Raw genomic sequence first — 12047 nt, forward strand, 5'->3', positions numbered from 1 at the left:
AACTCCTATTCCAGTTTCATGCGGATACCCTTGGCGCCATTGAGCAGGCGCTTCAGGTGAAAACCGGCCAAAGAATCGTCGGCGTGCATCCCGACCAGCGCGGCAAAGGCGGGCATGGCCGCGACGTCGCCGGCCTCCATCTTGGCAAAAGCCTCGGAATATTGCGCCGTCGTTGGCGCTTCGAATTTGTCCTGCGGCAACGGTTCGAACGCGCGCAGCGGTTCGCTGCGTCCGCGCAGCATCAGCTCACCCACGGGACGCCCCTGGAAATTCTCAGCCGCCTTGGCGACGCTGGCGCTGACGCAAATGCGCGTTCCCAGGTGCTTGTTGGCGGCTTCGAGCCGCGCCGCGATGTTGATGGAATCCCCGTAGGCCGTGTAGTCGAAGAAACGGTTGCCGCCGAAATTGCCGACCAGCGCGGGCCCGGCGTGAATGCCGATGCGGGTTGTGCCGAAGTTCACGCCCTTGGCGCTCTGCCGCGCGCAGAAATCCTGCGCCCAGGCATCGAGGTCATGAGCGCAAGCGACCGCACGCGTCGCATAATCGGGCTGATCGCCGGGCGCGTTGAAGAGCACCTGGATCGCATCGCCGATGATTTTTGCGACCGTCCCCTCATGCGCGAAGACGACTTCCGTCATCCCACCCACATATTCGTTGAGGAGCGCACCCAGCATCTCGGGCGGGGCGGTTTCGACCAGCGAGGTGAAGCCGGTGATGTCGGTGAAGATGGTCGCGATATCGCGCCACTGCACCTGGATCCCCTCGCCCTCGCCGCCTGCCGCCAGGCGCCTGGCGAGCTCGGGCGAGAAATGACGCGACAGCGCGGCGTGGGCCCGCTCGGCCTCGATCTGACGCCGCCGCACCTCGCGCAGCATCTCGATATGGCGAATGGTCTTCTCGATCGTGGCTTCCAGGTCGGCGAAGTCGATCGGTTTGGTGAGGAAGTCGAACGCGCCGCGGTTCATGGCGGTGCGGATGTTGCTCATGTCGCCGTAGGCCGAGACGATGATGGTCGACTTCTTGTCCTCGGCCTCCTGGAGCTTCGCCAACAGCGACAGCCCGTCCATGCGCGGCATGTTGATGTCGGAGACCACCATATCGACGTGCGGATTCTGCTCAAGCGACTGGAGCGCCTCGACGCCGTCGCGCGCGAATATGATGTCGACGAGCCCGTCACGAATCTTCCTGCGGAATTTTTGCAGGATCAGCGCCTCGAGGTCCGGCTCGTCGTCGACGAAGAGGATGGTCGAAGTCATGCGGCTTGCTCGAGCCTCGTGTCGATCTCTTGCCGCAGCAGCGCAAAATCGATCGGCTTGGTGAGGAGCCCGATGGCGCCACGCTCGATCGCCTTCCGGCGCGTCTCGGCGTCGCCATAGGCCGTGATCATGATGACGGGAACGTCCGGATGCTCGGCGCGCACCTTGGGCAGCATATCGAGTCCGCTCATGCCTGGCATGTTGATGTCAGACAGGATCAGGATCAACGAGGGGTCGCGCACCTCGGAGGCGAGCTTGAGCGCATCGGACGCGGACGGCGCAAATTCCATCTGGAAGCGTCCGGCACGCAGGTCACGCCGGAACTGCTGCCGGAACAGCGCCTCGACATCGGGCTCGTCATCGACGACCAGGATGTAAACGTTCAAATCTTGCCTCCGGGAGTGCCGCCTGCCGCCATCATGCGCGGCAGCGTGATGATGAATTCGGTGAATACACCTTGTGTGGTGTTCACGTCGATCGTGCCGCCGTGCTGCTTCACGACGATGTCGTGGCTCATGGACAGGCCGAGCCCGGTGCCCTCTCCGGCCGGCTTGGTCGTGAAGAAGGGATTGAACATCTTCTCCTTCACCTCCGGCGGAATCCCGGTGCCGTTGTCGCGGATCCGGACCTCGACCTTGTCGCCGAGATTTTTCGTTGTCGCGCGCAGGGTGGGCTCGAAGGCGTCTGCGGCGCTCTCCTTGCGCTTGGCTGCGGCATAGAAGCCGTTCGAGATCAGATTGAGCAAGACACGCGTGATCTCCTGCGGATAGATGTCGACCATGCCGGCGGCGGGATCGAAATCGCGGTCGAGCGTGACGTTGAAGCCGGGCCTTTCGGCACGCGCGCCGTGATAGGCCAGATTGAGGCTCTCCTCCACGACCAAATTGATATCGCTGGGGCGATGCTCGCCGGAGCCCTCGCGCGAATGCAGCAGCATGTTCCTGACAATGGAATCGGCGCGCTTGCCGTGCTGCACCACTTTTTCCAGATTGCTCTTGAGCATTCCGGTCAGCTCGTCGACCTCTTCCTTCGTCTTGCCGTCGAGTGCAGCTGACTGCAGCGTCTCGTTGAGCTCGTCGATCAGCTCCGTCGACACCGAGGAGAAATTGTTGACGAAGTTGAGCGGGTTCTTGATCTCATGCGCGATACCCGCCGTGAGCTGGCCGAGCGAAGCGAGCTTCTCGGTCTGGATCAGACGGTCCTGCGCGGCACGCAGATCATCGAGCGACCGCGACAACTCTCTGGTGCGCTCCTGAACTTCGTCGAACAACCGGACGTTCTCAATCGCAATAAGGGCCTGATCTGCAAAAGTCGTGGCGAGCTCGATCTGCTTCTCGCTGAACGGACGCACGATATGTCGCGTCAAGACAAACACTCCGATGGGCGCCCCCTCTCGAAGCAGAGGCACACCCAGCATCGTACGAACGTTAGAGCGTCTTCGCGCGGACGAAGGCGCATATTCGGGATCCGCCTGCACGTCCGGAACATGCACTGTCGTGCATTCAAGCAAGGTGCGTCCGACGACACTTCCCCGTTCAGGCACGGAGGCAAATGTCCGAAGCTTCTTCTCCTGCTCGGCATCAAGACCGCAGCTTGCGGCCAGATAAAAGACGCCGTCGCGAGGCCGGAAGATCGTTCCTTCGTCCGCATCACACAAACGGGCTGCCGATCCGACCAGCGTGTCAAGCACGGTTTGCAGATCGAACGCAGAGCGGCTGATGACCTTCAGCACGTCTGCGGTCGCGGTCTGCTGTTGCAACGACTCGCTCAATTCCGCGGTCCGCTGCTCGACCTTATTCTCGAGGTCCGCATAGGATTCTTGCAAACGCTCGCCCATATGGTTGAACTGGTCCGCGAGCCCCTCGAGCTCATCGCCGGTCTTGATCGAGATGCGCTGGGAGAGGTCTCCGCCACCGATCCGTTCAGCGCCGCTGCGCAACGCCTGGATCGGGCCGACCATGCGGCGCGCGAGGAAAATCCCGGCGAGCACCGCAAAGATCGACGCGGCGAGCAGCACCAGTGCGAGCCGTTCAAACGCGGCATAGAGGGCCGCATAGGCCTCCTCGACCGGCAGCTCGACGAACATGGTCCAATGCAGCGGCCCGATCGGGGCCGATGCGGTCAGCACCTTCTGCCCCTGGATGTTGCGTGCTTCTGGAAGCGCCTCGGACAGGGTGCCGTCTGCGGCCTGCGCAGCGCGCACCTGCGCGAGGCCGGACATGTCGGTGTTGCGCAGGACCAGGCTGATATCGGGATGCGCAATCAGGCGCCCTTCGGGGCCGACCACGTAAGCGTGTCCGTGCTCGCCGACCTTGATCTGGGACACGACGTCCCAGATCAGCTTGAGATTGACCTCCGCGATGCTGACGCCGGCATCCTTGCGCGACCCGGCCTGCGCCAGCGTCATGTAGGGCTCGGACTCCCTGCGGAAATAGACCGGCCCGTAATAGACCTTGTGCGCCACCGCCTCGGTGAATTTCGGATCGTCCGACAGGTCGATCCCGCTGTCGATCGCGTCCATGGCGAGCCGGGAGACCCGCAACCGCTCCCTGCCGGTCGCATCGACCTGGGCGAGCTCGGTGATCGCGGGCACCTGGCGCAGCAGCCGTAGCGCGTCGAAGCGGCGCTGCTCGATCGAACTCGCCGACCAGGGCAGCTGCGTGGTCCAGCCAAGCTGGCTCTCGATCTCCTTGACGAACTGGCCGATCTTGGCCGCCGCCGCCTCGGCCTGTTCATGCTGGACCCGGATCAGCGCGGCCTTGTGCTCGCGATAATAGAAGAAGACCTCGAACAGGCCGTTGGCCAGCAGCGCAATGGCAACGACGGCCACGAACAGCGCGACATATTTGGTGAACAGCCGGATCCTGATCCCTTGCCCCGCCGGTTCGCCGGGCACGACGCCGTCCGGAGCCGCGCCGGGCAGCGTCCTGGCTTGTGGGGTGTCAGGATGGAGGGAGATGCTCATCCCGGCGAATCTAGCAAGAAGGCCGGAACTTGTCTCTCGCCAACGCGGAAAGGAGTTCCCCGTAATCCTGACGGCGGCCGCAGGCTGCGGGGCAAGTGAAAAGGGCGGCAACGGGTGCCGCTGCCGCCCTCTGGTTCGCTGACCTGCGGCTCAGGTCGGTCGCAGCGCCTTGGAATTGAGGTCGAGATCGTTGACCTCCTTGTTCCGCTCGGAATCGGCCGCCGCGCGGTGGTCGGTTGCCAGCACGACGTAGACCGCGGGCAGCACGAACAGCGTGAACAGCGTACCGATCGACATGCCGGCGACGACCACGAGACCGATCGAGAAGCGGCTGGCCGCGCCCGCGCCGGACGCAGTCAGGAGCGGGATCAGGCCGGTCACCATCGCCGCCGTGGTCATCAGGATCGGCCGCAGACGAATACGGGCCGACATCTCGATGGCCGAGCGTCGGTCGAGCCGTTCGTTGATCTGGAGCTCGTTGGCGAACTCCACCATCAGGATGCCGTGCTTGGTGATCAGCCCGACCAGCGTCAGCAGGCCGACCTGGGTATAGATGTTCATAGTCGCCACGCCGAAGAACAACGGGATCAGCGCGCCGACGATCGCCATCGGCACCGAGATCATGATCACCAGAGGATCACGAAGACTCTCGAACTGCGCCGCCAGCACCAGGAAGATGATGATCAACGCGAAGCCGAAGGTGACCGCGAGTTGATTGCCCTCCTGCACGTACTGCCGGCTGTCGGCGAGGTAGTCGTGGCTGAAACCCGCGGGCAGCTTCTTGGCTTCGCCTTCGAGGAAGTCGACCGCCGCACCAACGGTCACGCCCGGCATCGGCACGGCGGAGAAGGTCGCCGAGTTCAGCTGGTTGTAGTGCGTCAGTGAATTCGGGTCGGTCTTTGTCTCGATCGACACCACCGTCGACAGCGGGAGCTGCTGGCCGGTATTGGTCGTCACGTAGTAACCGCCCAGAGATTCCGGCGAGAGCCGCTGGCCACGCGGCACCTGCGGAATCACCTGGTAGGAACGGCCCTCCAGATTGAAGCGGTTGATGTAGTTGCCGCCGAGCAGCACCGCGAGCGTAGAGCCGAGGTTCTGCATGTTGACGCCGAGGTCCTGCGCCTTGGTACGATCGATCGTGACCTTCACGTTGGGCTGGTTGTAGGCGAGGTCGCTGTCGGAGACGATGAACATACCGCTCTTGCGGGCGGCATCCTTCAGCTTCTCCATCTGCTCATAGACCGTCTGGAATCCTGCGGTGGAGTTGATGACCATCTGTATCGGCAGGCCGCCCGGGCCGCCGGGCAGCGGCGGCAGGTTGAACGCGAAGGCCTGCACGCCCTCGATCTTGGAGAGCTCGGCCTGCACCAGCGGCTTCAGCTGGATCGACGAGCGCTTGCGCTCCTCCCAGGACTTGAGCAGCATGCCGGCGATACCGCCCTGCGGGCCGTTGATGCCGTTCAGCACGAAGCGCAGATCGGTCTCGGGGAATTTCTGGAATTCCTTGTCGAGTTTCTCGCCATAGAAGTCGACGTAGTCGATATTGGCGTATTTCGGCGCCTTGGTCACCGCGAACACGATGCCCTGGTCTTCCTCAGGCGCCAGTTCCTTCGACGTATGCATGTAGAGGAAGCCGACGAGCCCGAGGATCGTCACCGCGAACAGGCCGGTGATGGCCTTGTAGTCGAGCGAGCGGTCGAGCTTGCGCCCGTACCAGCGCGTGAGCGCGCCAAACACCTTGTTGACGAGCTTGGCGAAGCGGCCCTCTTCGGTGTTCTTGAGGAGCACCGAGCACATCATCGGTGACAGCGTAAGCGCGATCACGCCTGACACGATCACCGAGCCCGCAAGCGTGAAGGCGAACTCACGGAACAGCGAGCCGGTGAGACCGCCGAGGAAGCCGATCGGCGCGTACACCGCGGCGAGCGTGATCGTCATCGACACGACGGGACCGACGATCTCGCGCGCCCCCTGTAGCGCCGCTTGTACCGGTGTCTTGCCCTCCTCCAGATGGCGATGGATGTTCTCCACCACGACGATGGCGTCGTCGACCACGAGGCCGATCGCGAGCACCATCGCGAGCAGGGTCAAGAGGTTGAAGCTGAAGCCCAGGGCCAGCATCAAGGTGCAGACGCCGATCATCGACAAGGGAATCGTGACGACAGGAATGATGACCGAACGGAACGAGGCCAGGAACAGGAAGATCACCACGATCACGATGATCACGGCTTCGCCCAGCGTCTTCTCCACCTCGTCGATCGAGGACTGGATGAACTTGGTCGAGTCGTAGGCGACCTTCATCTTCATCGACGGCGGCAGATTGCGTTCGAGCTCGGGGAACAGCGCGCGCACGCCCTTCACCAGCGTCAGCGGGTTGCCTTGCGGCGTCGCCTGCACACCGATGAAGATCGCGTGCTCGCCGTTGAAGGCGACGCTCGCATCCGTGCTCTGGGCCGCAAGCTCGACGGTGGCGATGTCCTCCATCCGCACGAAGCCGCCGTCCTTGGCCTTGACGATCATCTTCTTGAACTGGTTGACGTCGGTCAGGCCCGTGTTCGTCGAGACGTTCGAGACGATGAGGTAGCCCTTGGTTTGCCCCGCTGCGGACTGGAAGTTGTTCGCGGTGATCGCAGTCGCAACATCCGCCGGCGACACGTTGCGGCCGGCCATTTTCACCGGATCGAGCCACAGCCGCATCGCAAAGGTCTGGCCACCGAGAATATCGGCGGAAGCCACGCCATCGACGGTCGACAGCACCGGCTGCACCACGCGCGTCAGATAATCCGAGATCGCCGAGCCCGACAGTTCCTCGGACGAGAAGCCGAGATACATCACGGCCGTGGTCTGGCCCGTGGTCTTGGTGACGATCGGGTCGTTGGATTCCTTCGGGATCAGGTACTTGACCGAGTTCGTCTTGGCCAGCACCTCGGTCAGCGCCTGGTTCGGATCGAAGTTCAGCTTGATGTAGACCTGGATCGTCGAGGTGCCGAGCACCGAGGAGGAGGTGATGTAGTCGACGCCTTCGGCGGAAGCGACGGCCTGCTCGATCGGCGTGGTGATGAAGCCCTGGATCAGGTCCGCGGACGCGCCGGGATAGACGGTCGTGATGTTGATGACCGTGTTCGACAGCTTCGGATACTGCCGGATCGGCAGCACCATCGCCGCGCGCAGGCCGATCAGCAGGATCAGCAGGCTGACGACGACCGACAGGACGGGTCGCTTGATGAAAATATCGGTAAATGCCATCGCGGCGATCTCGATTTCTATGTCTCAAGAAAAGTGATCCGGCCGGGCCGGATCACTTGGATGGTGTTGATCAGTAGCGCGGCGGCTGCGCCGGGATCTGTGGAGCGGGGTCAGTCGAAATCGACACCGCAGCGCCCGATTGCAGCTTGAGCTGGCCGACGGCGACGACCTTGTCGCCCGGCTTCACGCCCTTGATGATTTCGACGCGACCATCGACCCGGTTGCCGGTCTGCACGAAGGTGCGCACCGCGGAGAGGCTGGTCTTGCCGTCCTCTTCCTTCTTCTCGGTGATCACGAACACGGAGTCGCCGTACAGCGTGTAGTCGACCGCCGTCTCCGGCACCGTGATGACCGCCGGCTTGTCCGGCAGCACGACCGTCGTGGTCACGAACATGCCGGGCTTCAGGATCTTGTCGGGATTGGCGATCGTCGCCTGTACCCGGATGTTGCGGGTGTCGGCGGCGATCTGCGGCTCGATCGTGGTGATCTTGCCTTCGAAGACGCGCCCCGGATAGGCGTCCACCTTGAGCCTGACGACCTGGCCGACCTTGAGGTTGCCCGAGTCCTTTTCCGTCACGGTGAAGTTCGCCCACAGCTGCGACAGATCGGTCAGCGAGACGATCGCCGTGCCCGCCGTCAGATACTGTCCAACCTCGACCTTGCGCACGCCGAGATCGCCGGAGAACGGGGCGCGCACCAGCTTCTGCGAGATCACGGCTTCCGTCTTGGCGATGCCGGCCATCGCCTGGTCGTAGGCGGCCTGCGCGGTGTCGACGGTCGCCTGCGGACCGAACTGGCGCGAGGCCAGCTGCTTGGCGCGGTCGAGCGAGAGCTGCGCAACGGTCGCCTGCGCCTTGTAATTGGCGAGGTCGCCCTGCTCCGGCATGTCGAAGAACTGCACCAGCGGCGTGCCGGCTTCGACATGGGCGCCCGGCTCGAACTTGATCTCGGTGACGCGGCCATTGACGTCGGCGCTGACGTCGACCTGGTGCACGGCGGAGAGCCCGCCGACGGCGGTTAAAAGGTTCGGCACCACCTCGGACTTCGCCTCGGCCGCGCTGACTGCCGTCGGCGGCGGCTTGTTGTTGGCGAAGAACTGCTTGATCATCTGGCCGCGGAAGTAATTGAACCAGACGAGACCACCGACGAGCACGCCCAGGAGCGTGCCGACGATGATGAACCACAGCACTGGCCTCACCGGACGCTTGGGAGCCTTGGTGTCGATCGGTTCGCCCGAAATCTTGTGTTCGGTTACGATGTTCATGTCATGCGCTTTCTGCAATCGCCGTCTTGCCCGCATCCGCGACCTGATCGCGGCCCAAATGCGAAGCAATTGCGGCGTCGTTAAGTCCGATACCCCTCAGGAGAAACTCACAGAGCTGCCGCTCCAGATCGTTCGCCTTGCCGTAGACGAGGCAGGGCGTGGCCGGCAGCCTGGTCAGCGCAGCCGTCATCACTGAATGATGCGCAAACCAGAACAGGTTGAGCGGATCGCCGCTGAACGGCCGCGCGTCTCCGCTGGCAACCGCGCGCTCGAGCGAGGCGAGGAAGACCGCTCCGATCAGCTTCTCGATTTTGGCGTATAGCAGACGGGCGAATTCGCCGTCATCCAGATGGCTGGTGGCCATCAGTCGCAGGCGCTGCGCCTCTTCCTGGTCGGGCCCGTCGGCGATGTGGAGGAAATGCTGGACCATGCCGCGGATCAACTCGACCAGCGTGGCCGTCGAAGGCTCCCGCTCGAGCAGGTCCGTCAGTGCCGGATCGGCTTCGCATTCGTCGCTGAGGATTTCGGCGTAGAGCGCCGCCTTGGACGGGAAATGCTTGAACAGCAGCGCCTCAGAAATGGCAGCGGCGGCCGCCACGCTCTTCGTCGTGGTGCCGGTATAGCCGTGTCGGGCAAAGCAGCGTTTCGCGGCACCGAGGATCAATTGACGCCTCAGGTCGCTCGTCATACGCAATGAGCTCATGTTAGTGAGTAAGCACTCACCCACGCAAAAGTCAAGCAATATGCTGCATCGCAACCTATGTGGGTGCGAACTTGTTGGAAAATGGCCACACTTCCCCGCCCGGAGGGACCGGGACGGTTGCTCAGGACATGAGCCAGGCGGGGCTAGATCGGCTGGAAGCCGAGGTCGTCGCGGATCCGGTTGACGATATAGGTTCCATCCCGGGTCGGCAGAATTCGCTCCAGACTGGCGTTGTTGATCTTCACATTGGCGAATCGCGGGCCGGCCGAGACGTCGTGGACGGCTTTCGCAAAGGCCTCCACTTCCGCCATGGTCGAGATCGCCCGGCTGTCCTGGATGCCGCAGGCCCTGGCGATGGCGACGAGGTCGGCGGCAGCGGAGGTATGGCTGGTCTGGCCGCCGGTCTCGCCATAGGCCTCGTTGTCGAGCACTGCGATCGAGAGGTTGGACGGTTTCTGGAGGCCGATGGTCGCGAGGCTCCCCATCCCCATCAGCATCTCGCCGTCGCCCGTGATGACCAGCACCGGCAGTTCTGGTTGCGCCAGCGCCAGGCCAAGCCCGATCATCGCGGCGCCGCCCATGCCGCCCCAGAGGTAGAAGTTGCGCGCGTGGTCGCCAGCGGCACACATGTCGTTGGTGGAGGCCCCGAGGCCGCCGATCGCGACCACGTCCTTGCGGTTCGCAAGCAGGGTGGACACCACCTGACGGCGGTCGAGGAGATTGGCCTTGCTCATTTGGTGAAAACCTTGGCGCCGATCAGGCGCTGCGACAACAGGACGGCGGTGGGCGTGAGCGCGTTGTAGGCTTGCGCTGCGGCCGCCTCCAGCACGGCCGGCACTTCGGCCGCGTTCGAGGCGCGCAGCACCTGGACACCCGAGAGTTCGAACACACCCTGCGTGGTCGATCCCATCGGCACCTGCCATGGATTGAACTCGCCCCACTCGCCGCGCATGGTCACCAGCGTCAGAAACGGAAAGCGCAGGATCGGGATCAGCGACAGCATGTTGATGCAATTGCCGACGCCGCTCGATTGCATCAGCAAGACGCCGCGCTGTCCGCCGGTCCAGGCGCCGGCGAGCAGCGCCACGCCCTCCTCCTCCGTCGTCAGCGGAATGCCGCGCATCGTGGATGAGCCCAGCACACGCTGGATCAGCTTCGAATGGCCGGCATCGGGCACGTAAGGCACCTGCCTGACGTCGAAGCGTTGCAATGTCGCGAAAATATCGTCGGGCCAATTCGGGGCCGTGTCGGCGGCGTCAGAGCGCGCGTGCATTTTCCTGTCCGGTCGGCTTGCAAATCACGACACGACTGTAGACGGTGATCCGAGCCGCTCGAAAGAGCGAAATCAGCATATCGGTCTCAACCGGCGAGTATGGCGGCATGAACGCAGATGCGAAAAAACTGGCGGCCAATTTCGATCTGGAGCGGCTGACACCCGAATTCTACGACGATCCCTACCCGACTTATCGTGCACTGCGGGAAAACGAGCCGGTCAAGCGCCTGCCCAACGGCACCGTGTTCCTGACCCGCTATGACGATCTCGTCACCACCTACAAGAACACAAAGTCGTTCAGTTCGGACAAGAAGCGCGAGTTCGCGCCGAAATACGGCGACACCCCGCTCTACGAGCACCACACCACGAGCCTCGTCTTCAACGACCCGCCGGCGCACACGCGTGTGCGGCGCCTGATCATGGGCGCCCTGTCGCCGCGCGCGATCGCAGGCATGGAGCCTGATATCGTCAAGCTGGTCGACGGCCTGCTCGACGCCATCGCCGCCAAGGGGGCTTGCGAGCTGATAAACGACTTCGCCGCGTCGATCCCCATCGAAGTGATCGGCAATCTGCTCGACGTTCCCCATGACGAGCGTGAGCCGCTGCGCGATTGGTCGCTCGCGATCCTCGGTGCACTCGAGCCGGTGGTGTCGCCCGAGGTGGCTGCGCGCGGCAACAAGGCAGTGAAGGATTTTCTCGGCTACCTCCAAACGCTGGTTGCGCGCCGGCGCGAGAGGCCGGGCAATCCGGAGCGCGACGTGCTGGCGCGCCTGATCCAGGGAGAAGGTAACGGCGAGGATAACGGCGAGCGGCTGACCGAGAAGGAGCTGCTGCACAATTGCATCTTCCTGCTCAATGCCGGGCATGAGACCACCACCAATTTGATCGGCAACGGCCTCGTCGCGTTGCACCGGAATCCGGACCAGAAGCAACGGCTGATCGACAACCCCGAGCTGATCAAGACTGCCGTCGAGGAGATGCTGCGCTACGAGAGCTCGAACCAGCTCGGCAACCGCATGACGACAGAGACGGTCGAGCTCGGCGGCGTGATGCTCGATGGCGGCACGTCGGTGACGCTGTGCATCGGGGCGGCCAACCGCGACCCCGCCCAGTTTCCGGAGCCCGAACGCTTTGACATCGCGCGCACGCCGAACCGGCATCTGGCCTTCGCCACCGGCGCGCATCAATGCGCCGGCATGGCGCTGGCACGGCTGGAAGGCGCGATTGCGATCTCGCGCTTCCTGGCGCGCTTCCCGCACTATGCCGTGAGCGGCCAGCCGGTGCGCGGCGGACGGGTGCGGTTCCGCGGCTTTCTGAGCGTGCCCTGCTTCATAGGTTGA

Annotated in this window: 9 protein-coding genes; 1 reads left to right on the plus strand and 8 read right to left on the minus strand. The window is 63.5% G+C overall.

Features of this window, described 5'->3' with window-relative positions; genetic code table 11:
- Positions 1-5: 5 nt before the first annotated feature.
- The 8 genes from JQ627_RS05130 to JQ627_RS05165 all read right to left on the minus strand — a co-directional run bounded on the left by JQ627_RS05130 (position 6) and on the right by JQ627_RS05165 (position 10707).
- On the minus strand, positions 6-1256 hold the full coding sequence (locus tag JQ627_RS05130) for an adenylate/guanylate cyclase domain-containing protein (protein WP_212483037.1): 1251 nt from the start codon (positions 1254-1256) through the stop codon (positions 6-8).
- Positions 1253-1642: a response regulator gene (locus JQ627_RS05135; RefSeq protein WP_212483038.1), complete on the minus strand. Its 390-nt coding sequence runs from the start codon at positions 1640-1642 to the stop codon at positions 1253-1255. Before JQ627_RS05135 ends, JQ627_RS05130 begins: the two co-directional genes overlap by 4 nt.
- Positions 1639-4221, minus strand: coding sequence for an ATP-binding protein (locus tag JQ627_RS05140; protein ID WP_212483039.1), 2583 nt, complete (start codon positions 4219-4221; stop codon positions 1639-1641). The genes JQ627_RS05135 and JQ627_RS05140 overlap by 4 nt, the downstream gene beginning before the upstream one ends.
- Before the next feature lie 150 nt (positions 4222-4371).
- On the minus strand, positions 4372-7467 hold the full coding sequence (locus tag JQ627_RS05145; RefSeq protein ID WP_212483040.1) for a MexW/MexI family multidrug efflux RND transporter permease subunit: 3096 nt from the start codon (positions 7465-7467) through the stop codon (positions 4372-4374).
- Between the two features lie 70 nt (positions 7468-7537).
- Positions 7538-8731, minus strand: coding sequence for an efflux RND transporter periplasmic adaptor subunit (locus tag JQ627_RS05150; protein WP_212483041.1), 1194 nt, complete (start codon positions 8729-8731; stop codon positions 7538-7540).
- A gap of 1 nt (position 8732) precedes the next feature.
- Complete coding sequence (locus JQ627_RS05155) at positions 8733-9434, minus strand: TetR/AcrR family transcriptional regulator (RefSeq protein WP_212483171.1); 702 nt, start codon at positions 9432-9434, stop codon at positions 8733-8735.
- Between the two features lie 143 nt (positions 9435-9577).
- Positions 9578-10168 carry a thiamine pyrophosphate-dependent enzyme gene (locus JQ627_RS05160; protein ID WP_212483042.1) on the minus strand — a complete coding sequence of 197 codons (591 nt, stop codon included), beginning with the start codon at positions 10166-10168 and terminating at the stop codon, positions 9578-9580.
- Positions 10165-10707: a phosphonopyruvate decarboxylase gene (locus JQ627_RS05165; RefSeq protein WP_212483043.1), complete on the minus strand. Its 543-nt coding sequence runs from the start codon at positions 10705-10707 to the stop codon at positions 10165-10167. Before JQ627_RS05165 ends, JQ627_RS05160 begins: the two co-directional genes overlap by 4 nt.
- A 107-nt stretch (positions 10708-10814) precedes the next feature.
- Here JQ627_RS05165 and JQ627_RS05170 point away from each other — a divergent pair, with 107 nt between their 5' ends.
- Positions 10815-12047 (plus strand): cytochrome P450, encoded by a 1233-nt coding sequence (locus JQ627_RS05170; RefSeq protein ID WP_212483044.1) that lies wholly within the window; start codon positions 10815-10817, stop codon positions 12045-12047.

It is taken from the genome of Bradyrhizobium liaoningense (assembly GCF_018130785.1).
GTDB lineage: Bacteria > Pseudomonadota > Alphaproteobacteria > Rhizobiales > Xanthobacteraceae > Bradyrhizobium > Bradyrhizobium liaoningense_A.

What these genes read in the sequence shown, in the direction of transcription:
- JQ627_RS05130 (WP_212483037.1), bottom strand. Translation starts at nt 1,256, where the DNA reads ATGACTTCGACCATCCTCTTCGTCGACGACGAGCCGGACCTCGAGGCG.
- JQ627_RS05140 (WP_212483039.1), bottom strand. Translation starts at nt 4,221, where the DNA reads ATGAGCATCTCCCTCCATCCTGACACCCCACAAGCCAGGACGCTGCCC.
- JQ627_RS05145 (WP_212483040.1), bottom strand. Translation starts at nt 7,467, where the DNA reads ATGGCATTTACCGATATTTTCATCAAGCGACCCGTCCTGTCGGTCGTC.
- JQ627_RS05150 (WP_212483041.1), bottom strand. Translation starts at nt 8,731, where the DNA reads ATGAACATCGTAACCGAACACAAGATTTCGGGCGAACCGATCGACACC.
- JQ627_RS05155 (WP_212483171.1), bottom strand. Translation starts at nt 9,434, where the DNA reads ATGAGCTCATTGCGTATGACGAGCGACCTGAGGCGTCAATTGATCCTC.
- JQ627_RS05160 (WP_212483042.1), bottom strand. Translation starts at nt 10,168, where the DNA reads ATGAGCAAGGCCAATCTCCTCGACCGCCGTCAGGTGGTGTCCACCCTG.
- JQ627_RS05165 (WP_212483043.1), bottom strand. Translation starts at nt 10,707, where the DNA reads ATGCACGCGCGCTCTGACGCCGCCGACACGGCCCCGAATTGGCCCGAC.
- JQ627_RS05170 (WP_212483044.1), top strand. Translation starts at nt 10,815, where the DNA reads ATGAACGCAGATGCGAAAAAACTGGCGGCCAATTTCGATCTGGAGCGG.